The sequence below is a fragment of the Burkholderia oklahomensis C6786 genome, assembly GCF_000959365.1.
GTDB classification, from domain to species: Bacteria; Pseudomonadota; Gammaproteobacteria; order Burkholderiales; family Burkholderiaceae; genus Burkholderia; species Burkholderia oklahomensis.
On sequence record NZ_CP009555.1, the window covers coordinates 2,171,537 to 2,194,455 of the forward strand.

Annotated in this window: 24 protein-coding genes; 7 read left to right on the forward strand and 17 right to left on the reverse strand. The window is 67.1% G+C overall.

The features are described from left to right. Positions 1–104 precede the first annotated feature (104 nt). Positions 105–470: a hypothetical protein gene (locus BG90_RS09805; RefSeq protein WP_010106675.1), complete on the reverse strand. Its 366-nt coding sequence runs from the start codon at positions 468–470 to the stop codon at positions 105–107. 411 nt (positions 471–881) lie between these two features. Next, a complete protein-coding gene (locus BG90_RS37725; protein WP_010106673.1) occupies positions 882–1,010 on the reverse strand; it encodes a hypothetical protein in 129 nt (42 codons plus the stop codon). Between the two features lie 301 nt (positions 1,011–1,311). Here BG90_RS37725 and BG90_RS09815 point away from each other — a divergent pair, with 301 nt between their 5' ends. From BG90_RS09815 to BG90_RS09830, 4 genes are all read left to right on the forward strand, one after another. Then, the gene (locus BG90_RS09815) at positions 1,312–2,493 is read left to right on the forward strand and encodes a UbiH/UbiF family hydroxylase (protein WP_025990016.1); all 1,182 of its coding nucleotides are present in this window, start codon (positions 1,312–1,314) and stop codon (positions 2,491–2,493) included. 97 nt (positions 2,494–2,590) lie between these two features. Then, positions 2,591–3,319, forward strand: a complete 729-nt coding sequence (locus BG90_RS09820) for a DsbC family protein (RefSeq protein WP_010117175.1) — start codon at positions 2,591–2,593, stop codon at positions 3,317–3,319. 97 nt (positions 3,320–3,416) lie between these two features. Further along, positions 3,417–5,246, forward strand: a complete 1,830-nt coding sequence (locus BG90_RS09825) for a M61 family metallopeptidase (RefSeq protein WP_010117174.1) — start codon at positions 3,417–3,419, stop codon at positions 5,244–5,246. A 138-nt stretch (positions 5,247–5,384) separates the two neighbouring features. Continuing rightward, positions 5,385–5,981 (forward strand): FMN-dependent NADH-azoreductase, encoded by a 597-nt coding sequence (locus tag BG90_RS09830; protein WP_025990015.1) that lies wholly within the window; start codon positions 5,385–5,387, stop codon positions 5,979–5,981. A 339-nt stretch (positions 5,982–6,320) separates the two neighbouring features. On the opposite strand, the gene BG90_RS09835 is transcribed toward BG90_RS09830, so the two are convergent. The 9 genes from BG90_RS09835 to BG90_RS37300 form a co-directional block, all read right to left on the reverse strand. Then, a complete protein-coding gene (locus tag BG90_RS09835) occupies positions 6,321–7,100 on the reverse strand; it encodes a uracil-DNA glycosylase (protein ID WP_010117172.1) in 780 nt (259 codons plus the stop codon). A gap of 43 nt (positions 7,101–7,143) precedes the next feature. Continuing rightward, the gene (locus BG90_RS09840; protein ID WP_010117171.1) at positions 7,144–7,785 is read right to left on the reverse strand and encodes a CYTH domain-containing protein; all 642 of its coding nucleotides are present in this window, start codon (positions 7,783–7,785) and stop codon (positions 7,144–7,146) included. A gap of 12 nt (positions 7,786–7,797) precedes the next feature. Beyond that, on the reverse strand, positions 7,798–8,583 hold the full coding sequence (gene trpC, locus BG90_RS09845; protein ID WP_010106662.1) for an indole-3-glycerol phosphate synthase TrpC: 786 nt from the start codon (positions 8,581–8,583) through the stop codon (positions 7,798–7,800). 56 nt (positions 8,584–8,639) lie between these two features. Further along, on the reverse strand, positions 8,640–9,671 hold the full coding sequence (trpD, locus tag BG90_RS09850; RefSeq protein WP_010117170.1) for an anthranilate phosphoribosyltransferase: 1,032 nt from the start codon (positions 9,669–9,671) through the stop codon (positions 8,640–8,642). Between the two features lie 17 nt (positions 9,672–9,688). Further along, positions 9,689–10,279 (reverse strand): aminodeoxychorismate/anthranilate synthase component II, encoded by a 591-nt coding sequence (locus BG90_RS09855; protein ID WP_010106660.1) that lies wholly within the window; start codon positions 10,277–10,279, stop codon positions 9,689–9,691. A gap of 13 nt (positions 10,280–10,292) precedes the next feature. Next, entirely contained in the window at positions 10,293–11,786 is a 1,494-nt protein-coding gene (gene trpE / locus BG90_RS09860) for an anthranilate synthase component I (protein WP_010106659.1), read from the reverse strand. A gap of 361 nt (positions 11,787–12,147) precedes the next feature. Then, the gene (locus BG90_RS09865; protein WP_025990014.1) at positions 12,148–12,861 is read right to left on the reverse strand and encodes a phosphoglycolate phosphatase; all 714 of its coding nucleotides are present in this window, start codon (positions 12,859–12,861) and stop codon (positions 12,148–12,150) included. 5 nt (positions 12,862–12,866) lie between these two features. Further along, a complete protein-coding gene (gene rpe, locus BG90_RS09870) occupies positions 12,867–13,553 on the reverse strand; it encodes a ribulose-phosphate 3-epimerase (protein WP_010106657.1) in 687 nt (228 codons plus the stop codon). A 45-nt stretch (positions 13,554–13,598) separates the two neighbouring features. Beyond that, positions 13,599–13,808, reverse strand: coding sequence for a hypothetical protein (locus BG90_RS37300; RefSeq protein ID WP_010106656.1), 210 nt, complete (start codon positions 13,806–13,808; stop codon positions 13,599–13,601). Between BG90_RS37300 and apaG the strand changes: the two genes are divergently transcribed. Beyond that, positions 13,734–14,108, forward strand: coding sequence for a Co2+/Mg2+ efflux protein ApaG (apaG, locus tag BG90_RS09875; protein WP_009888712.1), 375 nt, complete (start codon positions 13,734–13,736; stop codon positions 14,106–14,108). The genes BG90_RS37300 and apaG overlap by 75 nt on opposite strands. 29 nt (positions 14,109–14,137) lie before the next feature. Here the strand turns inward: apaG and BG90_RS37305 are convergent, their stop codons facing one another. Beyond that, positions 14,138–14,293 (reverse strand): hypothetical protein, encoded by a 156-nt coding sequence (locus BG90_RS37305; protein ID WP_232238982.1) that lies wholly within the window; start codon positions 14,291–14,293, stop codon positions 14,138–14,140. A 28-nt stretch (positions 14,294–14,321) separates the two neighbouring features. Here BG90_RS37305 and mltA point away from each other — a divergent pair, with 28 nt between their 5' ends. Further along, positions 14,322–15,440, forward strand: coding sequence for a murein transglycosylase A (mltA, locus tag BG90_RS09880; RefSeq protein WP_059453327.1), 1,119 nt, complete (start codon positions 14,322–14,324; stop codon positions 15,438–15,440). A gap of 628 nt (positions 15,441–16,068) precedes the next feature. On the opposite strand, the gene paaK is transcribed toward mltA, so the two are convergent. The 5 genes from paaK to paaN all read right to left on the reverse strand — a co-directional run bounded on the left by paaK (position 16,069) and on the right by paaN (position 21,721). After that, positions 16,069–17,367 carry a phenylacetate--CoA ligase PaaK gene (paaK, locus tag BG90_RS09890; protein WP_010117164.1) on the reverse strand — a complete coding sequence of 433 codons (1,299 nt, stop codon included), beginning with the start codon at positions 17,365–17,367 and terminating at the stop codon, positions 16,069–16,071. 37 nt (positions 17,368–17,404) lie between these two features. Continuing rightward, on the reverse strand, positions 17,405–17,797 hold the full coding sequence (paaI, locus tag BG90_RS09895; RefSeq protein WP_025990012.1) for a hydroxyphenylacetyl-CoA thioesterase PaaI: 393 nt from the start codon (positions 17,795–17,797) through the stop codon (positions 17,405–17,407). Positions 17,798–17,870: 73 nt separating this feature from the next. After that, positions 17,871–18,662 carry a 2-(1,2-epoxy-1,2-dihydrophenyl)acetyl-CoA isomerase PaaG gene (paaG, locus tag BG90_RS09900; protein ID WP_010117163.1) on the reverse strand — a complete coding sequence of 264 codons (792 nt, stop codon included), beginning with the start codon at positions 18,660–18,662 and terminating at the stop codon, positions 17,871–17,873. A gap of 61 nt (positions 18,663–18,723) precedes the next feature. Next, complete coding sequence (pcaF, locus tag BG90_RS09905; RefSeq protein ID WP_045568126.1) at positions 18,724–19,926, reverse strand: 3-oxoadipyl-CoA thiolase; 1,203 nt, start codon at positions 19,924–19,926, stop codon at positions 18,724–18,726. A gap of 88 nt (positions 19,927–20,014) precedes the next feature. Then, the gene (gene paaN / locus BG90_RS09910; protein WP_010106646.1) at positions 20,015–21,721 is read right to left on the reverse strand and encodes a phenylacetic acid degradation protein PaaN; all 1,707 of its coding nucleotides are present in this window, start codon (positions 21,719–21,721) and stop codon (positions 20,015–20,017) included. A gap of 130 nt (positions 21,722–21,851) precedes the next feature. Here paaN and BG90_RS09915 point away from each other — a divergent pair, with 130 nt between their 5' ends. Continuing rightward, positions 21,852–22,628, forward strand: a complete 777-nt coding sequence (locus BG90_RS09915) for an enoyl-CoA hydratase (RefSeq protein WP_010117162.1) — start codon at positions 21,852–21,854, stop codon at positions 22,626–22,628. Positions 22,629–22,919 lie beyond the last annotated feature (291 nt).

Genomic DNA, 22,919 nt, shown 5'->3' on the forward strand with positions numbered 1-22,919 from the left:
CCGGCGTTCCGGACGAACATGGCCGGCGCCTTCAGGCGGCGGTGCGGTGCGCGCCGGCGTCGGTCGTCCTTCGTTCGCGCCGCCCCGCGAGGGCAGCGGGCGAATCAGTCGGCGATCCGCCGATCGGCCAGCGCCATGCGGCAGTCGTTCAGCACGAGTTGAGCGAGGCGCGCTTCGTAGTTCAGATCGTCGGTATCGATGATCTCTTCGACCGCGTCGCGCGCCCATGACGCGTTGACGAAGTCCGCGTGCTTCTTCGCGATGTCGAGCGCGATGAGCGACAGCTTCGCGAGCGTCAGCCAATCGGCCTCTCGCGCATGCCGGTCGAGCCATTTGTGCGCGGACTGGACCTGAAAGGCTGCACCGGGCCAGCTCTCGTTCAGGTAAAAGGCGCCGAGATTTCCGACGGCGAGCCAGCAGAGCAGCTCCACTCGGTCCTGTTGATTGAGATGGTGGCGCAGGTCGCTCATGGCCGTGCTCGCGATGGTGGTTGAGACCTGTTTTTCCGACGCTTGCAGATCGGTCGCGTCGTCATTGAAACGATAGCACGCGATGAGCGGAATCAGACAACCGTTCGGTGGGGTGGAACGCACTTCGCGGCGGGCGCCGAGGGTTGGCGCGTGGGGGCCGCGATGGCCGCCGGCGCGGCGGCCATCCGTGCGGTCGGGGAGGCGAGTGAGCGAGGGCTGGGGGAAGGCGCTCGGTCGAGCCGCCGTTTTCGTCGACAGGCGCGCGTTCGCGCCCGCGCATCGGCTCGGCCCGGCGCCGGCTCGAGGCCGGGCGCCAGCCAGCGTCGGCGCTCGCGCCGCGTGCCGCGTGCCGCACGCGACGAGACGAGACGCGCAACGCGAACCGCGAGCGACGAGCCGCCGATCCGCACGTCAATACCGGTAGTAGTAGTCGCGATGGTGGTAGTAGCCGCCGCCTTCCGGCACCACGATGCATCCTGCGAGCACGCTGCCCAGCACGACAGCGAGGGCGGCGAGAGCCGCGATCCGTTTCATCGACATCTCCTGTTCCTGTTGTTGCGTCGGCTCAATGTAGCGGCCGTGTGCATGACAAGCGGTGTGTGTTTGTAAGGAAACGTGTGGCGCGTAACGCGTGGTCCCGGCGGCATGCGGCGGCGGGCGAGCGCCGGTTACATCGCCGCTGGCGGGCGGTGCGGCCGCGTCGGCGCGCGGTATGCGCGATTACGTGGAAACCCGCGTTCGACGAGTGCGGCGAAACCGGCTCGACGCGTGCGTTGCCGTGTCGCGTGCCCTGATTTACCGCAAATTCCCTGAGCGAAGCGACATGCGTCGCCCGGCTATAATGCCCGCCATGACTGCCTACCATCAGACCTTCGACGTCGCCGTCGTCGGCGGCGGCCTCGTCGGCAAGACGGCCGCGCTCGCGCTGACGCAGGCGGGCCACAAGACCGCGCTGCTCGCGCAGCCGGCCGCCCCGCGTCCCGCCGATCTCGCATTCGATTCGCGCATCTACGCGCTGTCGGCGAGCTCGCAGGCGCTCCTCGAGCGGTTGCGCGTGTGGCAGGCGCTCGACCACAGCCGGCTCGCGCCCGTCTACGACATGCGCGTGTATGGCGACGCGCACGCCGAACTTCACTTCTCCGCGTTCCAGTCGGCGGTGCCGCAGCTCGCATGGATCGGCGAATCGTCGCTGATCGAATGCGCGCTCGACGCCGCGCTGCGCTTCCAGCCGAATCTCGCGTGGTTCGACGCGCGCGCGCAGGGCTTCGACGTGAAGCCGGACGCCGCAACGCTCGCGCTCGCGAACGGCGACGTGATCGAATGCGATCTCGTCGTCGGCGCGGACGGCGCGCATTCGTGGGTGCGCTCGCAGATCGGCTCGAAGGTCGAGCGGCGCGACTATCGGCAGACGGGCGTCGTCGCGAATTTCAAGGCGTCGCTGCCGCATCGCGAGACCGCGTATCAGTGGTTCCGCGATGGCGAGATCGTCGCGCTGCTGCCGCTGCCGGACGGCCACGTGTCGCTCGTCTGGTCCGCGCACACCGCGCACGCCGACGAGTTGCTCGCGCTCGATCCCGCGCAGCTCGCGGCCGAGGTCGAGCGCGTGACGATGAGCCGCCTCGGCGCGCTCGAGTGCGTGACGCCCGCGAAGGGCTTCCCGCTCTCGCTGCAGACGGTCGACCGGCTGATCGCGCCGCGCGTCGCGCTCGTCGGCGACGCCGCGCACCTGATTCACCCGCTCGCGGGCCAGGGAATGAACCTCGGGCTGCGCGACGTCGCCGCGCTCGCGGACACGATTGCGAACCGCGAAGCGTTCCGCGATCTCGGCGACACCGTCCTGCTGCGCCGCTACGAGCGCGCGCGGCGCGAGGACATCCGCGCGCTGATGATCGCGACCGACGGCCTGCAGCGGGTCTTTTCGCTGCCGGGCACGGTCGCGCGCATCGTGCGCAATACGGGGATGGCGCTCGTTGGCGCACAGCCGCTCGTCAAGCGCTGGCTGGTCGCGTCGGCGCTCGGCTGACCGGGCCGGCGAACCTTCGCGCGGCACGGCGGTCCGACACTGCTCCGCCACAGTCGTACACTGTGGCGATGCACGCACGCTTTGAAGGAAGATTTGCATGAAAAAAACGATTCGTATCGCCACGCTCGCGCTGGCCGCCGCGACGGCGACGCTCGGCTGCACCGCGCAGGCCGATCAGACCACCGACAAGCTGAAGGCCGCGCTGCAGTCGCGCCTCGGCGCCGACGCTCCGATCAAGAGCGTGACGAAGTCGCCGATCGCGGGTTTGTACGAGGTCAATCTCGGCTCGCAGATCGTCTATAGCGACGCGTCGGGCGACTACGTGCTGCTCGGCGAGCTCGTCAACACGAAGACGCACAAGAACCTCACGGCCGAGCGTCTCGCCGAGATCAACAAGATCGATTTCGCGAGCCTGCCGCTTTCGAATGCGATCAAGGTCGTGAAGGGCAGCGGCGCGCGCAAGATCGCGGTGTTCTCCGATCCGAACTGCCCGTACTGCAAGAAGCTCGAGACGACGTTGCAGTCGGTCGACAACGTGACCGTCTACACGTTCCTGTATCCGGTGCTGTCGCCCGATTCGACGGTGAAATCGAAGTCGATCTGGTGCGCGAGCGACCGCGTGAAGACCTGGCAGGCATGGATGCTCGAGCATCGCGCGCCCGCGAACGCGACGAGCTGCGACACGACCGCGCTCGACAAGAATCTCGCGCTCGGCCGCGGGATGAACGTGACGGGCACGCCGACCGTGTTCCTCGCCGACGGCACCCGCCTGCCGGGCGCCGTGTCCGCCGACGAACTGAATCAGGCGCTCGCCGGCGTCAAGTGACGCGGCGTTTCTTGCATCGCGAAGGAGGCGCCGGCGTTTGGCCGGCGCCTCTTTTCGTATCCGTATCCGTTTCCGCTTGCCCCGACCGATTCCGACGATGAAGCCGATTCGCTACACGATCGTTCCGAAAGACCCCGCCGCCCACCTGTTCGAAGTGACGCTCACGCTCGCCGATCCCGATCCGGCGGGCCAGCGCTTCACGCTGCCCGTGTGGATTCCGGGCAGCTACATGGTGCGCGAGTTCGCGCGCAACATCGTGACGTTGCGCGCGTTCAACGATGCGGGCCGCAAGCTGCGGATCGACAAGACCGACAAGCAGACCTGGCAGGCCGCGCCGACGTCCGGATCGATCACGCTGCGCTACGACGTCTACGCGTGGGATCTGTCGGTGCGCGCCGCGCATCTCGACGACACGGGCGGCTTCTTCAACGGCACGAGCGTGTTTCTTTCGCCGGTCGGCCGTGAAGACGCGCCGTGCGAGGTGACGATCGAGCGCCCGGCGGGCGACGCGTACCGGCGCTGGCGCGTCGCGACCGCGCTGCCGGAGGCGCGCGGCACGAAGCGCTACGGCTTCGGCGCGTACCGCGCGGAGAATTACGACGCGCTGATCGACCATCCGGTCACGCTGGGCGAATTCGCGCTGACGACGTTCGAAGCGCACGGCGTGCCGCACGACGTCGCGATCGCGGGCCGCGTGGTCGGGCTCGATATCGAGCGGCTCGCGGTCGATCTGAAGCGCGTGTGCGAGGCGCAGATCGCGCTCTTCGAGCCGAAGACGAAGCGCGCGCCGATGTCGCGCTACGTGTTCATGACGCAGGCGGTCAGCGACGGCTACGGCGGGCTCGAGCATCGCGCGTCGACCGCGCTCATCTGCAATCGCAGCGATCTGCCGGTGAAGGGGCGCCCGGAGACGACGGAAGGCTATCGCACGTATCTCGGCCTGTGCAGCCACGAGTACTTCCACACGTGGAACGTGAAGCGGATCAAGCCGGCCGCGTTCGCGCCGTACGACCTGTCGCGCGAGAGCTATACGTCGCTGCTGTGGTTCTTCGAGGGCGTCACGTCGTACTACGATGACCTGATGCTCGTGCGCAGCGGCCTCATCTCGCAGGACGACTATTTCGCGATGCTCGGCCGCACGATCGGCGGCGTGCAGCGCGGCGCCGGCAGGCTCAAGCAGAGCGTCGCCGAAAGCTCGTTCGATGCGTGGATCAAGTACTACCGGCAGGACGAGAACGCGACGAACGCGATCGTCAGCTATTACACGAAGGGCTCGCTCGTCGCGCTCGCGTTCGATCTGGCGATCCGCGCGCAGACTCGCCATCGCAAGTCGCTCGACGACGTGATGCGACTGCTGTGGCAGCGCTTCGGGCGCGACTTCTATCACGGCAAGCCGCACGGCGTCGGCGAGGACGACGTGAAGGCGCTGATCGCCGAAGCGACGGGCGTCGACCTCGGCCGGCTGTTCGACGATGCGGTGTCCGGCACGCGCGAACTGCCGCTCGCCGGACTTTTCGAGCCGTTCGGCGTGACGCTCGCGCCCGACGCGGGCGCCAACGGCTCGCCCGGCGCGCCGCCGAAGCCGACGCTCGGCGCACGCACGCGAGGCGGCGCGGAATGCACGCTCGCGGCCGTCTACGAAGGCGGCGCCGCGCATCGCGCGGGGCTGTCGGCGGGCGATGCGCTCGTCGCGATCGACGGGCTGCGCGTGACGGGCTCGAACGTCGATGCACTGCTCGCGCGCTATCGGGCCGGCGACAAGGTCGAGATCCACGCGTTCCGGCGCGACGAGCTCCGCGTCGCGCGGCTCAAGCTCGACGGCCCGGAAGTCGCGCGCTACAAGCTGAGCGCGCAGCCGAAGCCCGCCGCGACGCGCGCGCACCGCGACGCATGGCTTGGGCTGCCGGCGGCGCGCGGCAGGCAATAGCCGCGCCGAACCGGGCGTCGATTGTTTCACTGTTGCAACAATCCGTCACCCAGTCACGGCTTTTTCGCGGCGGCAACGATCCGCACAATGGCGTCACTCGCGCTGCACTCGGCGCAAACCAAACCCACGGAGCCCGACATGACGACCATTCTTCAGATCAATTCCGCCGCCCGCTCGCAAGGCGCCCAGTCGACGATGCTTGCCGACGAACTGACGGCGAAGCTGCAACAAAGCCACCCCGGCGCGACCGTCAAGGTCCGCAACCTGCTCGCCGACGCGCTGCCGCACCTCGACGACGCGGTCCTCGGCGCGTTCTTCACGCCGGCCGACCAGCGCACCGCCGAGCAGAACGCGATCGTCGCGAAGAGCGACGCGCTGATCGACGAGCTGCTCTCGGCCGACGTGATCGTGATCGGCGCGCCGATGTACAACTTCGGCGTATCGTCGCAGCTCAAGACGTACTTCGACTGGATCGCTCGCGCAGGCGTCACGTTCCGTTACACGGCGGAAGGTCCCGAAGGGCTGATCAAGGGCAAGAAGGTCTATGTGGTGTCGGCGCGCGGCGGCAAGCACGTCGGCATGCCGACCGATAGCCAGACGCCGTTCCTGCAGACGTTCCTCGGCTTCATCGGCATGACCGACGTGACGTTCGTCTACGCGGAAGGTCTCGCGCTCGGGCCGGATGCGGCGAACGCTGCACTCGCGAACGCACGCGAGACGATCGCCGCGGTTTGAGCGTCTTCGCCGGATAGCCGAAAAAACGCCGCGGACCGGCAGGTTCGCGGCGTTTTTGCTTGTGTCGTCGAGGATGCGCCGAATGTCGAGTCGACGCGGTCTCGCGGCCCGGCGTGCGTTCGTCCGCACGTGAACGGGATGGCGCGCGGCGGCTTGACGGCTTCGCCGCAAACCGTCAAGCGCCATCGGCGCGGCGAGCGGCGCAGCGTGGACCGCGCGGAGGAACACCGACGCAACACCCGGCGGCACCCGGAAAATTGTTCGCGTCACATCGCCGACGAGCCGGGCTTCGAACGCCGCGCATACGGCTCACGCGCCGGCGAGCGTTTCGGCTCGTGCTCAAGCGAGCGTCTCGGCCTCTTCGGGCAGCCGCCAATCGATCGGCGCGCGTCCATGCTGCTTCAGATAGTCGTTGGCGAGCGCGAAATGGCGGCAGCCGAGAAAACCGCGATGCGCGGACAGCGGCGACGGATGCGGCGCTTCGAGCACGCAATGCTCGCTCGCGTCGAAGAGCGCGCGCTTCGCCTGCGCATGCGCGCCCCACAGCATGAACACGAGGTGGCGATGGCGCGTCGCGAGTTCGTGGATCAGCGTGTCGGTGCATTTCTCCCAGCCGCGCTTCGCGTGGCTCGCGGCCGATGAGCGCTCGACCGTCAACACCGTGTTGAGCAGCAGCACGCCCTGCCGCGCCCACGTGTCGAGGCAGCCGTGACGGGGCGTCTCGTAGCCGAAGTCGGCCGAGATTTCCTTGAAGATGTTGCGCAGCGACGGCGGCGGCTTCACGCCGGGCGGCACCGAGAACGCGAGGCCGTGCGCCTGCGGAATCCCGTGATCCTCGCCGTGATAGGGGTCCTGGCCGAGGATCACGACCTTCACGTCGTCCGGATGCGTGAGCCGCAGCGCGCGGAACACGTCGGTCGGATAAACGGCCTTGCCCGCCGCGCGTTCGCCGTCGACGAAGCGGCAGAGCGGCGCATACGCGTCGCTCGCGATGAACGGCTCGAGAATCTCGCGCCAGTCAGGCGGCAGCACATCGAATTGCGACGCGACGGACGGCGCGGAGGCGCCGTCTTTCGTTGCGGGCGGAACGGGATCGTCGAACAGCGAAGGTTGTTGCATCGGGCGGGACGGTGAGGGCTTGGTCATGCGGGGAAAAGGGCGGTCAGTCGGCGCGCAGCTCGCCGCCGCGCAGCCGATAGCCGCGCTGTGCCTTGCTCAGGTTGTCCGGCGCGACGCCGGGCAGCGCGGCGGCGACCGCTTCGGCGAGCGACGAGAGGGCGGCCGCGTCGCCGTCGACGAGCTCGAGTTCGATCTCGCAGATCGGCTCGCGGCGCACGTCGCCGTCGACTGGCGCGACGATCTCGCCGCGATCGAGCGCGGCCTCGATCGTCGCGCCCGCGTGCTCGATTCGCCACAGCGTGCGCGAGAAATCGGTGCGAAAGAGTGCGATGAGGCCGGGCGCGGCGGCGCGCAGCGCGTCGGCTGCTTGCTCGACGTCGCACGCGGCGCAGAGCGCGTCGATCTCGAGCGCCTCGCCCGCGACGGGCATCTCCCATTCATGGCGGCGGTGCAGCCCGCCGACGGCTGCGCCGGCCGTCTTGAACGTCTGCAGCCAGCCTTGCGGCGCGAGCCGCAGCCGCAGCGCGCTCTTCGCACGCGCGAGCGCGAGCGCCGGCGTGTCGAAGTAGACGTTCACGAGCGCGATCTCGCGGCCGGGCGCGCCGGCGCGCGCGTCGAAGAAGCGCCGCGCCGCGTCGATCTGCGCGGCGGGCAGCGCGAGCTTGATTTCCTGTTCGATCGCCATCGTGCGCCGCGCTCAGAAGAACATCCGCGCGAGCTCCGCGCCCGGATTCTCGGCGCGCATGAACGCCTCGCCGACGAGGAACGTGTGCACGCCCGCCGCTTCCATCCGTTCGACGTCCGCGCGCGCCAGGATGCCGGATTCGGTGACGACGATCCGGTCGTCCGGAATCGCGTCGAGCATGCCGAGCGTCGTGTCGATCGTCGTCTCGAACGTGCGCAGATTGCGGTTGTTGATGCCGACGAGCGGCGTCTTCAGCGTGAGCGCTTCGTTCAGCTCGTCGCGATTGTGCACTTCGACGAGCACCGCGAGGCCGAGCGAGTGCGCGTACGCCTCGAGATCCTGCATCAGCGGCGTGTCGAGCGCGGCGGCGATCAGCAGGATCGCGTCGGCGCCCATCGCGCGCGCTTCGAGCACCTGATACGCGTCGACGATGAAGTCCTTGCGCAGCACGGGCAGGCTGCACGCGGCGCGCGCGTCTTCGAGATAGCGCGCGCTGCCCTGGAAGAACTGCTCGTCGGTCAGCACGGACAGGCACGCGGCGCCGTGCTCGGCATACGAGCGCGCGATGTCGGCCGGCACGAAGTGCTCGCGCAGCACGCCTTTCGACGGGCTCGCCTTCTTCACCTCGGCGATGACGGCGGCCCGACCCGCTGCATGCTGCTTCCGCAGCGCGCCGACGAAGTCGCGCGAATCGCGCGCCGACGCCTGCAGTTTCAGTTCTTCGAGCGGCGCGCTCTTGAGCGCGGCGGCGATCTCTTCGCGCTTGACGGCGATGATTTTGTCGAGGATGTCGCTCATGGGTTGTCCTGCGTGCTTGAATCGGGTTCGGTTGAGGCTGAAGCTGAAGCGGTGCGTCAGCGCTTGAATTGCTGCGTGAAGCGCACCAGTTCGTCGACTTTCTCGCGGGCGCGGCCGCTCGCGATCGCTTCGCGCGCGAGCTGGATGCCGTCGGCGATCGAGCTCGCGACGTTCGCCGAATAGAGCGCTGTGCCCGCGTTCAGCGTGACGATCTCGCGCGCGACGCCGGGCTTGTTGCCGAGCGCCTCGAGCAGCATCGTGCGCGATTCCTCGGCGTTCTCGACCTTCAGCGTGCGGTTCGACACCATCTGCATCCCGAAGTCTTCCGGATGAATCTCGTACTCGCGCACTTCGCCGTCGCGCAGCTCGCCGACGAGCGTCGCCGCGCCGAGCGACACCTCGTCCATCCCGTCCTTGCCGTAGACGACGAGCACGTGCTGCGCGCCGAGCCGCTGCATCACGCGCACCTGGATGCCGACGAGATCCGGATGGAACACGCCCATCAGCTGGTTCGGCGCGCCGGCCGGGTTCGTCAGCGGCCCGAGGATGTTGAAGATCGTCCGCACGCCGAGCTCGCGGCGCACGGGCGCGATGTTGCGCATCGCCGGATGATGGTTCGGCGCGAACATGAAGCCCATCCCGGTCTCGGCGATCGACGCGGCCACCTGGTCGGGCTGCAGGTCGATGTTCACGCCGAGCGCCTCGAGCACGTCGGCGCTGCCGGATTTGCTCGACACGCCGCGGTTGCCGTGCTTCGCGACCTTCGCGCCCGCCGCCGCCGCGACGAACATCGTCGCGGTCGAGATGTTGAACGTGTGCGAGCCGTCGCCGCCCGTGCCGACGATGTCGACGAAGTTCGCGTTGTCCGCGACCTCGACGTGGCGCGCGAACTCGCGCATCACGGTCGCGGCGGCCGTGATCTCGCCGATCGTCTCCTTCTTCACGCGCAGGCCGGTGATGATCGCGGCCGACATCACCGGCGACATGTCGCCGCGCATGATGAGCCGCATCAGGTGCAGCATTTCGTCGTGGAAGATCTCGCGATGCTCGATCGTGCGCTGCAGCGCTTCCTGTGGAGTAATGGTCATGATTCGGGCCGCCGTCGTTAAGCTGAATGAGCGGCCGCTTGCCGCGCTTCCTTCAGAAAATTCTCAAGGAGCGCGTGGCCGTGCTCCGACAGGATCGATTCCGGATGGAACTGGACGCCCTCGATGGGCAGCGTCTTGTGGCGCACGCCCATGATCTCGCCGTCGTCGGTCCACGCCGTGATCTCCAGGCAGTCGGGCAGCGATTCGCGCTCGATCGCAAGCGAATGATAGCGGGTCACGTCGAAGTGCTTCGGCAGATCGGCGAACACGCCGCGGCCGTCGGTCTCGATCCGGCTCACCTTGCCGTGCATGATCGTCTTCGCGCGCACGACGCGGCCGCCGAACGCCTCGCCGATCGCCTGATGGCCGAGGCACACGCCGAGAATCGGCTTCCTGCCGGCGAATTCGCGCAGCACGTCGAGCGTGATCCCCGCGTGCTGCGGATTGCTCGGGCCGGGCGACAGGCAGATCGCGTCCGGATCGAGCTTCGCGATTTCGTCGAGCGTGATCTCGTCGTTGCGATAGGTGCGCACGTCTTCGCCGAGTTCGCCGAAGTACTGGACCAGGTTGTAGGTGAACGAATCGTAGTTGTCGATCATGAGCAGCATGGTCAGTCTCCGGTCAGAAATCGCTGTCGAGGCCGTCTTGCACCTGTTCGGCCGCGCGCAGCACCGCGCGCGCCTTGTTCTCGGTTTCCAGCCATTCGGATTCGGGCACCGAGTCGGCGACGATGCCCGCCGCCGCCTGCACGTACAGATTGCCGTTGTGGATGAGGCCCGTGCGGATCGCGATCGCGAGATCCATCTCGCCCGAGAACGACAGATAGCCGACCGCGCCGCCGTACAGGCCGCGCTTGACGGGCTCGAGCTCGTCGATCAGCTCCATCGCGCGAACCTTCGGCGCGCCGGACAGCGTGCCGGCCGGGAACGTCGCGCGCAGCACGTCGAAGTTCGTCATGCCGGGCTTCAATTTGCCTTCGACCGAGCTCACGATGTGCTGCACGTGCGAGTACTTCTCGATCACCATCTTGTCGGTCACGTGGACCGAGCCGATCTGCGCGATGCGGCCGACGTCGTTGCGCGCGAGGTCGATCAGCATCACGTGCTCGGCGATTTCCTTCGGATCGTTGAGGAGCTCGGTCGCGAGCTCGGCGTCACGCTCGGGCGTGTTGCCGCGCGGCCGGGTGCCGGCGAGCGGGCGGATCGTGACGATCTGGTCGTCGCCGCGCTTTTCCTGGCGCACGAGAATCTCGGGCGACGCGCCGACGACATGGAATTCGCCGAAGTTGTAGTAATACATGTAGGGCGACGGATTCAGCGAGCGCAGCGCGCGGTACAGCGACAGCGGATTGTCGCGGTACGGCTTCGTCAGGCGCTGGCCGACCTGGATCTGCATCAGCTCGCCCGCCGCGATGTATTCCTTCGCCTGGCGCACGGCGGCCAGATAGTCTTCCTTCTTGAATTCGCGATAGATCTCGGTGCGCACGCTCGCCGACGTGACAGGCGGCACGACGCTCGCGCGCAGCCGCTGCTTCAGCTCGCGCAGCCGCTGCTTCGCCTTCGTGTATGCCTCGGGCTTCGTCGGGTCTGCATAGACGATCAGGTAGAGCTTGCCGGCGAGGTTGTCGATGACGGCGACTTCCTCGGTCATCAGCAACTGGATGTCGGGCAGGCCGAGATCGTCGCGCGGCGCGGTGTGCGCGAGCTTCTTCTCGATGTAGCGCACCGCGTCGTAGCCGAAGTAGCCGGCGAGGCCGCCGCAGAAGCGCGGCAGGCCGGGGCGCTGCGCGACCTTGAAGCGGTCCTGGAACTTCGCGATGAATGCGAACGGGTCGCCGTCGTCCGTCTCGACGACTTGTCCGTCCGTCACGACTTCCGACAGGCCGTTCTTCGTGCGCACGAGCGTGTGCGCGGGCAGGCCGATGAACGAGTAGCGCCCGAAGCGCTCGCCGCCCACGACCGATTCGAGCAGAAACGAGTTGGCGCCGCCGCGTTCGGGCTGCGCGAGCTTCAGATACAGCGAGAGCGGCGTTTCGAGGTCGGCCAGCGCTTCGGCGATGAGCGGAATGCGGTTGTAGCCCTCGTTGGCGAGCGATTGAAATTCGAGTTCAGTCATGTTCCGGTCCTGTCGTCGGGACGATCGGCGCGGTGCGCCGGGGATCGCGTGGCGCTGCGCTGCGCCCGGAGCACGGCCCCTCGCGGGGCGGGTCGGACGAACCGGCGGATGCTGTGCCTGGCGATCGTGCGCCGCGTGCCGACAGGCAGCCCGAACGCGAAGCGTTCGACAGCGGCGAAGCCGGCAAGTTGGACGACGATCGGGGGCGCGGACGCGCAGCGAAACAAAAAACGGGGCTGAAGACGAGCTTCAGCGTACCTCATCGAGGTTAGCGCGACCAGCGACGCCAGGGCCAGGCTCCCCGGTCGATGCTGCTCAGACTCCGTTTTTTGTTCAGAAACATGCGGATGGAAGAAAAAAGTCAGATGGCTGATCTTGCCGAATTGTGCGCGATGATGACCTGCGCGGCGGCGAGAAGCGAATCGACTATACCATCCGAATTTATCGTTTGTATAGCCTTGCCGTGGTTGTAGCCGTACGGCACCGTGAGCGTCGCCATCCCGGCCGCGCGACCCGCGAGCGCGTCGTTCTCCGAATCGCCGATCGCGACCGTCGCGCGCGGCGCGACGCCGAGCGCGTCGCTTGCGGCGAGCATCGGCGCCGGATCGGGCTTCTTGCGCGGCACGCTGTCGCCGCCGAACACCGCGGAGAAGTAGCCGGAGAGCCCATACTGCGCGAGCAGCTCGACCGCGAACCGGTACGGCTTGTTCGTCACGCATGCGAGCTTGACGCCCGCATCGCGCATCGCTTGCAAGCCTGCCTCGACGTCCGGGTAGAGCCGCGTGTGACGGCCGTTGATCTTCGCGTATTCGGCCTGGTAGAGCGCGAGCGCCTCGTCGAAGCGCGCTTTTGCTTCGTCTTCCGAAAAACGCGGCGTCAGCACGCACTGGATCAGGTTCTCCGAGCCCTTGCCGACATAGCGCATCACTTCCTCGCGCGTCGTCTCCTCCGCGTCGAGTTGCGCGAGCATCGCGTTCAGGCCGGCCGTGAAATCGTCTGCGGTATCGACCATCGTGCCGTCGAGGTCGATGAGCGCCGCGTCGATGCGCGGCGTGTCGAGGACGAGCGTCGTCATCGTGCTCACGCGCGCTTGACGGTCGCGAGCGCGTCGCGCATCTCGCCGATCACCTGACGATAGTCGGGCTTGCCGAAGATCGCCGAGCCCGCGACGAACGTGTCGGCACCCGCCGCGGCGATCTCGGCGATGTTGTCGGCCTTCACGCCGCCGTCGATTTCCAGATGGATCTCGCGGCCGGTGCGCGCGGTGTACGCGTCGATTCGAGCGCGGGCTTCGCGCAGCTTGTTGAGCGCCTCGGGGATGAACGATTGGCCGCCGAAGCCCGGATTCACCGACATGATGAGCACGAGATCGACGCGGTCCATCACGTGGTCGAGGTAATTGAGCGGCGTCGCCGGATTGAAGACGAGGCCCGCCTTGCAGCCGTGGTCGCGGATCAGGCTCAGCGTGCGGTCGATATGGTCTGACGCTTCCGGGTGGAAGCTGATCAGGTTCGCGCCCGCCTTCGCGAAATCCGGCACGATCCGGTCGACGGGGCGCACCATCAGGTGCACGTCGATCGGCACCTGCACGTGCGGGCGGATCGCCTCGCAGACGAGCGGGCCGATCGTCAGGTTCGGCACGTAGTGGTTGTCCATCACGTCGAAGTGGATCCAGTCGGCGCCGGCGGCGACCACGTTGCGGACCTCTTCGCCGAGCCGCGCGAAGTCGGCCGACAGGATGCTGGGGGCGATGCGGAATTGCGTCATGAGTGGAAAGAGCGTGGGGAGCGTTGCGATGCGAAAGGTGTCATTCTACCGCTGCGGCGCTCGCTGCCCGGTTGCGGGCCGGGGCCTCATCAAGCAGAATGCCGAACCAAAGCGGCGCGTCGGCCGCGCGGGGCGGGCGCCCCGGCGTCGGCTGCGCCGGGCGACCTCGACGAGACCACCATGAGCCAGTATCGATTCAGCGTGTCGGTGAAGACCAGCTATCTGCCGGAACAATCCGACCCCGAACGCCGTCAATATGCATTCGCGTACACGCTGACGATCCGGAATACGGGCCAGGTCGCGGCGCAGTTGATCGCGCGGCACTGGATCATCACGGACAGCGAGAACCAGGTGCAGGAGGTGAAGGGGCTTGGCGTCGTCGGACACCAGCCGCTCCTGCAGCCGGGCGAGCAGTTCGAGTACACGAGTTGGGCCGTGATCGCGACGCCCGTCGGCACGATGCGGGGTGCGTATTTCTGTGTCGCGGAGGATGGCGAGCGCTTCGAGGCGCCCGTCGACGAATTCGCGCTGCACATGCCGCGCACGCTGCATTGAGCGTGCCGCGTCGCCGGATCACGGGAGATTCAAGGGCGCTGTCGGCGCTGGGGCTTGTCGTGCCGGCTGGATTGCTTCTTCTTGCCTGAAGTCGTCCAGACGACGATGAAGACGAGCAGGGCGAGCGCCAGCAACGATTCCAGCGCGAAGATGAGCATTGGGTATTGGTCGAGCAGATCGGACATGGCGGTTTCCATCAACAACGGACATTGTATGGGTTTTAGCCGGCGGTTTGCCGGGTGGGCGGCGGCCATGGCGGCCGCGGCGCTCCTCGCCGCCTGCGGCGGCACGCCCGTGCGGCAGGGTTCGCGGCCGACGGGCGCCGCGATCGTACCAGGGCAGGTCGCGGCTGCGCGGCTCACGCCCGTCGCTTGGCAGCAGGTGCCGGGCTGGCAGGACGACAGCCTGATCGGCGCGACGATCGCGCTGCGGCAGAACTGCGCGCGCCTCGCGCGGCAGGCGACCTGGCAGCGCGCATGTGCGGCGGCCGCGCGGATCGACGATCTCGACGTCGGCAGCGCCCGCACCTTCTTCGAAACATATTTCACGCCGTTCCAGTTCGCGAACAACGACGGCACGCTCGACGGCCTCGTGACCGGCTACTACGAGCCGCTGTTGCACGGTTCGCGGGTGCGGCGCGGCCAGTATCAGTACGCGCTCTACCGCTGGCCTGCAGGCTACCGCGCGGGCGCTTCGATGCCGGCGCGGGCGCAGCTCATGCGCTCGGGCGCGCTGAACGGTAACGAACTCGTGTGGGTCGACGATCCGATCGAGGCGTTCTTCCTGCAAGTGCAGGGCTCGGGCCGGGTCGTTCTCGACGACGGCACGGTGATGCGGATCGGCTACGGCGGCACCAACAACCAGCCGTACCGCTCGATCGGAAAGTGGCTGCTCGACCACGGCGAACTCGGCGCCGGACAGGCGACGATGCAGGGGATCAAGGCGTGGGCGCGCGCGAATCCGTCGCGGGTCGACGCGCTGCTCGACACGAATCCGCGCTTCGTATTCTTCCGCGAGATGCCGTCGCAGGAAGACGTGCCGCACGGCGGCGCGGACGGTCCCGTCGGCGCGCTCGGTGTGCCGCTCACGCCGGAGCGCTCGATCGCGGTTGATCCATCGTCGATTCCGCTCGGCACGCCGGTGTTCCTGCAGACGACGCGTCCGATGACGAATTCGCCGCTCAATCGCCTCGTGTTCGCGCAGGACGTCGGGACGGCGATCAAGGGCGGCGTGCGCGCCGACTACTTCTGGGGGCTCGGCGACGACGCGGGCGATCAGGCCGGCCGGATGAAGCAGGTCGGGCGGATGTGGCTGCTCTTCCCCAATTCGTGATCCGTTCGTGAGCGTTCGCGCGGCGAGTGTCGATTGCTCGATCGCGTGAGTTTTGCGTTCGGTCGGCGGCAGATCGCGCGCCGCGTTCGCCCATGTGTCGGGTGGCGCGGCGCGTTTTGTTTTTGCGGACGGTCGGTGGGGCGGCGGCGGCACGAGGCGGCTCCGATCGCGGGGGCCGCAATCGAAGCGTTTTGCGGAATCAGGGCATTCTTGTGCCAGGAAGGTCGGCGCATCGGTACGCCGGGGAACGCGGGGCGCGAAGGTGCTGTGGAGTTCCGAGGGGTGAGATTCCAAGGCTCCATTGCTCTTGGAGCAGTTGCTCATGCTCAGCCAGTGCCGGGGCTCCAGGGTTTGGGATCAGGCTTCAGTGCCCAGGCTCCAAGCTTGCGGGCTCGGGCTCGGGCTCGGGCTCGGGCTCGGGCTCAGGCTCAGGCTCAGGCTCAGGCTCAGGCTCAGGCTCAGGCTCAGGCTCAGGCGGTTGAGCCAGGGGGCACGCCTCTGGCGTCAGGCGGCGAACGCGATCAACGCCGCGATAGCGGCTCGAACGGCCATGCTCGAGCGGCGCGAGACGCGTCAGGCAGTGGCGGGATGCGCGTGCCGAGCCCGTCCCGCCGCCCGCGCGCAATCGTCATGACCGCCGCTTGTCGACGATCCGCCGCGCCTTGCCGACCGAACGCTCGATGCCGTTGACGGGCAGCACGTTGATGATCGCCGTCACGCCGATCAGCGACTTGATGTCGTGCGTGAGCGCCCTGCGCGCGGCGTCAATGGTGGCGGCGTCGGGCGCCGTCTCCGGGCAGGGCTCGACGTTGAGCGTCAATACGTCGAGCGGCCCTTCCTTCGTCAGCACGACCTGATAGTGCGGTGCGAGCGCGCGCTGCTTCAGTAGCTGTTCCTCGAGCTGGGTCGGAAACACGTTCACGCCGCGCACGATCATCATGTCGTCCGAACGGCCGGTGATCTTTTCCATCCGCCGCATCGTGCGCGCAGTGCCGGACAGCAGGCGCGTGAGATCCCGGGTCCGATAACGGACGATCGGCATGGCCTCCTTCGTGAGCGACGTGAACACGAGCTCGCCGAACTCGCCGTCCGGCAGCACTTCGCCGGTGTCGGGATCGATGATCTCCGGGTAGAAGTGATCTTCCCAGATCGTCGGGCCGTCCTTCGTTTCGACGCATTCCGACGCAACGCCCGGGCCGATCACTTCGGAGAGCCCATAGATGTCGACGGCGTCGATGCCCATGCGTTTCTCGATCGCGCCGCGCATGTCGTTGGTCCACGGTTCCGCGCCGAAGATGCCGATGCGCAGCGAGCACTGCGCGGGGTCGAGGTGCTGACGCTCCATCTCGTCGGCGATCGACAGCATGTAGCTCGGCGTCACCATGATGATGTCGGGCCGGAAGTCCTGAATCAGTTGCACTTGCTTTTCCGTCTGCCCGCCGCCGAACGGAATGACCGTGAGCCCGGCCCGTTCCGCGCCGTAGTGTGCGCCGAGCCCGCCCGTGAAGAGGCCGTAGCCGTAGCTCACATGGACCTTGTCGCCCGGTCGCGCGCCCGCTGCGCGGATCGAGCGGGCGACGAGATTGGCCCACGTGTCGATGTCGCGAGCCGTGTAGCCGACCACGGTCGGCTTGCCTGTCGTGCCCGACGACGCGTGAATGCGCGAAATGCGCTCCTGCGGCACGGCGAACATGCCGAACGGGTAGTTGTCGCGGAGGTCGTTCTTCGTCGTGAACGGGAAGCGGCCCAGGTCGGCGAGCGTTTTCAGATCGCTTGGATGAACACTCGCCGCATCGAACTTGCGCCGATACACAGGCGAATTTTCATACGCGTGCGTGAGTGACCATTTCAGGCGTTCGAGCTGAAGCGCGAGCAGTTCGTCGCGGCTCGCCCGTTCGATCGGTTCGAGCGGAAGCGAGGTTGCCATGATGTCTCCAATCTATTTATGGATGCGTGCGTGGACGCTATCGGTCTACAGGGATCACCGTCCCTTTGATTTGGGTCGATTTGCCGCGGAACATCGCGACGGTTTTTCCCGCCTGGTTCGTCACGCGGATATCGTAGATGCCGTGCCGGCCGTTCAGCGTCTGTTCGATCGCTTCCGCGGTGAGCACGTCGCCGACCGTGACCGGCCGCAGGAATTCGATCGAGCAGCCGGCCGCGACCGTGTTGATGTTGTACGAGTTGCACGCGAACGCGAATGTCGAGTCCGCGAGCGCGAAGACAAGTCCCCCATGACAGATCTGGTGGCCGTTCAGGAAATCCGGGCGCACCGGCATGCGCATGCGTGCGTAACCTGGCCGCACCTCGATGAGCTCCATGCCGAGCCCGCGGCTGCAGGCGTCCGCTTCGTACATCGCTTGGGCGGTCGCACGGGCGAGCGCTTCGGCGGACAGTTCGGCGGCGATCGATGCGGAGTGATCGGCCATTTCAGCGTCCCTCAAAGCGGGGAGCGCGCTTCTCGATGAACGCGCGTACCCCTTCCGCGTAGTCGTGCGATTGCCCGAGTTCGCGCTGAAGGTCGCGTTCGAGATCGAGCTGCTGGTCGAGCGTGTTGGTGACGCCCGCGCGCATCGCTTGCTTGATCGCGGCGATTGCGCGCGTCGGTTGTTGCGCGAGTCGTCGGGCGAGCTGTGCGGCGGTATCGGCCAATTCGGCGTCGTCGACGACGCGCCAGACGAGCCCCCAGCGCTCTGCCTGCTCCGCGCCGAGCTTGTCGCCCGTCAGCGCGAGGCCGAGCGCGCGGGCGAAGCCGACGCGCTGCGGCAGGAACCATGTGCCACCCGAATCGGGAACGAGGCCGATCTTCACGAACGACTGAATGAAGCTGCTCGATTTCGCGGCGATGACGAGATCGCACGCGAACGCGAGATTGGCACCCGCGCCCGCCGCGGTGCCGTTCACGGCGGCGATGACGGGCAGCGGCAGTGTCTGCAGGCGGCGAATGAGCGGGTTGAAGTGCTCTTCGATCATGGCGCCGAGGTCGGTCATCGCATCCGGCGTGAAATCGAGATCGGCGAGATCCTGGCCTGCGCAGAAGCCGCGTCCCGCTCCGGTGAGAATCAGCGAGCGCGCGTTGGCGGCCTGCACGTCGTCGAGCGCCGACTGCAACTCACGGTGCATCTCGCGCGTGAAGCTGTTGAGCTTATCGGGACGATCGAGCGCGATCGTCGCAACGTGTGTCGCCCGATCGATTTCGATGCGAATCGCTTGGTAGGACATCAACTGTCTCCTTGTATCTTCGAAATGAACGGGGATGTGCCCTTCGTCTGCTTGCCGTGCCTTACACGCGTTCGATCGCGATCGCGATACCCTGTCCGACGCCGATGCACATCGTGCACAGCGCATAGCGGCCGTTCGTGCGATGCAACTGATACATCGCGGTCGTCACGAGCCGCGCGCCCGACGCGCCGAGCGGGTGCCCGAGCGCGATCGCGCCGCCGTTCGGGTTCACGCGCGGATCGTCGTCCGCGACGCCCAGCAGGCGCAGCACCGCGAGCCCCTGCGACGCGAACGCCTCGTTCAGCTCGATCACGTCGAACTGGCCGATCGTCATCCCGAGCCGCGCGAGCAGCTTCTGCGTCGCTGGCGCCGGGCCGATCCCCATCACCCGCGGCTCGACGCCCGCCGTCGCGATCCCGAGCACGCGCGCCCGCGGCACCAGCCCGTGACGCTGCGCATCCGCCTCGCTCGCGAGCAGCAGTGCGCACGCGCCGTCGTTCACGCCCGACGCGTTGCCCGCCGTCACCGTGCCGTCCGGCCGCACGACGCCCTTCAGCTTCGCGAGCGCGTCGAGCGACGTCTCGCGCGGATGCTCGTCGCGCGAAACGACGACCGGCTCGCCTTTCCTCTGCGCAATCGTCACCGGCACGATTTCCTGCGCGAGCGTGCCGTCCTGCTGCGCGCGCGCCGCCTTCTGCTGGCTGCGCAGTGCGAACGCGTCCTGGTCGGCGCGGCTCACGCGGTAGTCGGTCGCGACGTTCTCGGCCGTCTCCGGCATCGAATCGACGCCGTATTGCTGTTTCATCAGCGGATTGACGAAGCGCCAGCCGATCGTCGTGTCGAAGATCTCGGCCTGACGCGAAAACGCGCTCGTCGCCTTGCCCGTCACGAACGGCGCGCGGCTCATGCTCTCGACGCCGCCCGCGATCATGAGGCCGGCCTCGCCCGCCTTGATCGCGCGCGCGGCGACGCCGATCGCATCCATCCCGGAGCCGCAGAGGCGGTTGATCGTCGCGCCGGGCAGGCCGAGCGGCAGGCCGGCGAGCAGCAGCGACATCCGCGCGACGTTGCGGTTGTCTTCGCCCGCCTGGTTCGCGCAGCCGTAGATCACGTCGTCGACGGCGGCCCAGTCGACGTCGCGGTTGCGCTCGACGAGCGCCTTGAGCGGCACCGCGCCGAGGTCGTCGGCCCGTACCGGGGCCAGGGCGCCGCCATAGCGGCCGATGGGCGTGCGGATTGCGTCGCAGATGAAAGCGTCGGTCATGTCGAATTCCGGCGGAAGTGAACCCGCGAGCGGGCGAGTTCATTCATGGTAGTGAACGAAGGCGCGGTCGGCAGCTCGGCCGAACGGGTTATGCCGTTTGGCCGGCTTCTGCCGGTGCGGATTTCGGCGCAACATGATGTCGGCTCTGCACGACGCGGAAGCGGTTCGCGACGAACGCGGCATCGGCGAGCGACGCGTTCGCGGCCGGATTGGCGCCCGTACCATGAAAATCGGAGAACGCCGCCGATTGATTGACGAACACGCTGCCCGTCAGATTGATCGACAGCGCGACTCCACCGCGCACCGCCGCTTCGTGTGCCGCCTCGACGACAGCGTCGTCCGTGCTGTAGACGGAGAGCGTGAGCGCGCCTTGCTCGGCCGCGATTGAACCGGCGAGATCGAGCGATTGCGCAGTCGAATCGGTCGCGATGACGAACGAGATCGGGCCGAACCATTCTTGCGTGTACTTCGCCCGATCCGCGACGTCGAGCTGCAGCACGAGCGGCGTACGCACGCGCGCGCCCTTGAATGCAGGATGCTCGAGCGCTTGGCTGTCGGCGAGCACGCGGCCGAGCTTGCGCGCGTCGTCGATGCGTGTCGCGACGCCTTCGTTCTGAAGCGCGCCGATGAGGTCGACCGAGCGCGCCGGGTCGCCCGTCAGCTTTTGCACGGCGCCGGCGATCGCCTGTGCGACGTCGTCGAAGCTGACGGGCCCTTCCGCGGTGCGGATGCCGTCACGCGGCACGTAGATGTTTTGCGGCGCGGTACACATCTGGCCCGAGTAGAGCGCGAGCGAGAATGCGATGTTCTTGACGGCGGCTTTCAGGTCGTCGACGGAATCGAGCACGATCTGGTTGACGCCAGCCTTCTCCGTATACACCTGCGCCTGATGCGCGTTGCGTTCGAGCCAGGTGCCGTTTTTCGAGCTGCCGGTGAAGTCGATCAGCTTGATTTCCGGACGGAGCGCAAGATCCTGGACGAGCGCGCCATCGTTCCCTTCGGTCGCGAGCAGTGTGACGACGTTCGGATCGAAGCCCGCTTCGCGCAGCACGTCGCGCGCGATGCGCACGGTGATCGCGAGCGGCAGGATCGCGCCGGGGTGAGGCTTGACGATGACCGTATTGCCGGTGGCGAGGTCGGCGAACATACCCGGATAGCCGTTCCAGGTCGGGAACGTGCAGCAGCCGAGCACGAGGCCCGTGCCGCGCGGGACGATCGTGTAGCGCTTGTGCATCGCGAGCGGTGGGTTCTTGCCTTGCGGCTTTTCCCAGTGCGCATCGGCGGGGATGCGCTGCAGTTCCTGCCACGCGTATGCGACGGCTTCGAGCGCGCGGTCCTGCGCATGCGGCCCGCCCGCCTGGAACGCCATCATGAACGCCTGTCCGGTCGTGTGCATGACGCCGTACGCGATTTCGAAGCTCGCGCGATTCAGCCGGGCGAGGATTTCGAGGCACACGCCGGCCCAGGCGTGCGGCCCGGCCTCGCGCCACGCGCGCTGCGCTTGCGCTGCGGCGTCGATCAGCTCGTCGGGCGACGATTTCGGATAGCGGATGCCGAGCGCGAAGCCGTACGGCGACTGCTCGGCGCCGACCGTTCCGCCCGAGGCGGGCTGGTCGAGCTCGAATGGCTTGTCGAACTGGGCTTTGAATGCTGCTTCACCGTCTGCGTTGGCGCTTTCCCCGTACACTTTGGGGCTCGGCATCTCGGCGAACGGGCTCCAGTAGCCGCGCGTTTCGATCGTGGAGAGCGCGTGCTTTAGCGTGTCTTCATGCTTCGTAAACAGAGGATGGGTCATGGCGGCAGGCTTGATGAACGTTGAGGAAGGTGGAGGGTATTAATTAACCGACCGGTTGGTCGGAAAATGTTAGCATCAAATCATCCGTGCGTGTGCGGCATTTCATGTTTCATTGATCGAGGAGAAGCAGATGGCTTACGAAAATATCCTGGTGGAGACGCGAGGCCGGGTGGGGCTGATTACGCTGAATCGTACGAAGGCGCTGAACGCGCTGAATGACGCGCTGATGGACGAGCTCGGCGCGGCGCTCAGGGCGTTCGATGCGGACGAGGGTATTGGCGCGATCGTGCTGACGGGCAGCGAAAAGGCGTTCGCGGCCGGCGCGGACATCGGGATGATGGCGACCTATTCATACATGGACGTCTTCAAGGGCGACTACATCACGCGCAACTGGGAGGCGGTGCGCGAGATTCGCAAGCCGATCATTGCGGCGGTGGCGGGTTTCGCGCTGGGTGGCGGCTGTGAGCTCGCGATGATGTGCGACATCATCTTTGCGGCGGATACGGCGAAATTCGGTCAGCCGGAGATCAAGCTCGGCGTGCTGCCGGGCGCGGGCGGAACGCAGCGCCTACCGCGCGCGGTGTCGAAGGCGAAGGCGATGGACATGTGCTTGACCGCGCGCTTCATGGATGCGGAGGAGGCTGAGCGCGCCGGCCTGGTGTCGCGGATTCTGCCGGCGGACAAACTGCTCGACGAGGCGCTTGCCGCGGCGGCGACGATCGCCGAGTTCTCGCTGCCTGCGGTGATGATGGTGAAGGAGGCGGTCAATCGCGCATACGAGACGACGCTTGCGGAAGGCGTGCACTTTGAGCGTCGCTTGTTCCATTCGGCGTTCGCGACTGAAGATCAGAAGGAAGGGATGGCGGCGTTCGTCGAGAAGCGTAAGCCGGTCTTCAAGCATCGCTGATATCGGGAGAAGTGCCGCGCGCTTTGGATCCTTGGGATGCGGCGTCACTCCAGTGCGCGCGAGCGCCCCGTTCCGAGCGCGCTTCGCGGGCGGGGAACGGGGGATGAAATTTCTTTCGTAAAGGGGCTTGCGCGAAAGCGGAATGGTGCCTAGAATCACGCCTCTTTCGCGGTAACGGTGACGGGACGCGAGAGGGGAAGCGGGAAGAAGATCCAGGCGGTGCGCGGCGAGGCGGTAAAAAAGTTGTTGACGCGCTGCAAATAAGTGATCATAATCTCATTTCTTTGCTGC

What these genes read in the sequence shown, in the direction of transcription:
- rpe (WP_010106657.1), bottom strand. Translation starts at nt 13,553, where the DNA reads ATGACGCAATTCCGCATCGCCCCCAGCATCCTGTCGGCCGACTTCGCG.
- paaI (WP_025990012.1), bottom strand. Translation starts at nt 17,797, where the DNA reads ATGTACGAAGCGGACGCCTGCAGCCGCGGGCTCGGCATGGAGCTCATC.
- BG90_RS09820 (WP_010117175.1), top strand. Translation starts at nt 2,591, where the DNA reads ATGAAAAAAACGATTCGTATCGCCACGCTCGCGCTGGCCGCCGCGACG.
- apaG (WP_009888712.1), top strand. Translation starts at nt 13,734, where the DNA reads ATGAGCCAGTATCGATTCAGCGTGTCGGTGAAGACCAGCTATCTGCCG.
- BG90_RS09815 (WP_025990016.1), top strand. Translation starts at nt 1,312, where the DNA reads ATGCCCGCCATGACTGCCTACCATCAGACCTTCGACGTCGCCGTCGTC.
- pcaF (WP_045568126.1), bottom strand. Translation starts at nt 19,926, where the DNA reads ATGACCGACGCTTTCATCTGCGACGCAATCCGCACGCCCATCGGCCGC.
- BG90_RS09840 (WP_010117171.1), bottom strand. Translation starts at nt 7,785, where the DNA reads ATGGCGATCGAACAGGAAATCAAGCTCGCGCTGCCCGCCGCGCAGATC.
- BG90_RS09855 (WP_010106660.1), bottom strand. Translation starts at nt 10,279, where the DNA reads ATGCTGCTCATGATCGACAACTACGATTCGTTCACCTACAACCTGGTC.
- trpD (WP_010117170.1), bottom strand. Translation starts at nt 9,671, where the DNA reads ATGACCATTACTCCACAGGAAGCGCTGCAGCGCACGATCGAGCATCGC.
- BG90_RS09830 (WP_025990015.1), top strand. Translation starts at nt 5,385, where the DNA reads ATGACGACCATTCTTCAGATCAATTCCGCCGCCCGCTCGCAAGGCGCC.
- paaN (WP_010106646.1), bottom strand. Translation starts at nt 21,721, where the DNA reads ATGACCCATCCTCTGTTTACGAAGCATGAAGACACGCTAAAGCACGCG.
- trpC (WP_010106662.1), bottom strand. Translation starts at nt 8,583, where the DNA reads ATGAGCGACATCCTCGACAAAATCATCGCCGTCAAGCGCGAAGAGATC.
- BG90_RS37305 (WP_232238982.1), bottom strand. Translation starts at nt 14,293, where the DNA reads ATGTCCGATCTGCTCGACCAATACCCAATGCTCATCTTCGCGCTGGAA.
- mltA (WP_059453327.1), top strand. Translation starts at nt 14,322, where the DNA reads ATGGGTTTTAGCCGGCGGTTTGCCGGGTGGGCGGCGGCCATGGCGGCC.
- BG90_RS09915 (WP_010117162.1), top strand. Translation starts at nt 21,852, where the DNA reads ATGGCTTACGAAAATATCCTGGTGGAGACGCGAGGCCGGGTGGGGCTG.
- BG90_RS37725 (WP_010106673.1), bottom strand. Translation starts at nt 1,010, where the DNA reads ATGTCGATGAAACGGATCGCGGCTCTCGCCGCCCTCGCTGTCGTGCTG.
- BG90_RS09865 (WP_025990014.1), bottom strand. Translation starts at nt 12,861, where the DNA reads ATGACGACGCTCGTCCTCGACACGCCGCGCATCGACGCGGCGCTCATC.
- BG90_RS09835 (WP_010117172.1), bottom strand. Translation starts at nt 7,100, where the DNA reads ATGCAACAACCTTCGCTGTTCGACGATCCCGTTCCGCCCGCAACGAAA.
- paaG (WP_010117163.1), bottom strand. Translation starts at nt 18,662, where the DNA reads ATGTCCTACCAAGCGATTCGCATCGAAATCGATCGGGCGACACACGTT.
- trpE (WP_010106659.1), bottom strand. Translation starts at nt 11,786, where the DNA reads ATGACTGAACTCGAATTTCAATCGCTCGCCAACGAGGGCTACAACCGC.
- paaK (WP_010117164.1), bottom strand. Translation starts at nt 17,367, where the DNA reads ATGGCAACCTCGCTTCCGCTCGAACCGATCGAACGGGCGAGCCGCGAC.
- BG90_RS09805 (WP_010106675.1), bottom strand. Translation starts at nt 470, where the DNA reads ATGAGCGACCTGCGCCACCATCTCAATCAACAGGACCGAGTGGAGCTG.
- BG90_RS09825 (WP_010117174.1), top strand. Translation starts at nt 3,417, where the DNA reads ATGAAGCCGATTCGCTACACGATCGTTCCGAAAGACCCCGCCGCCCAC.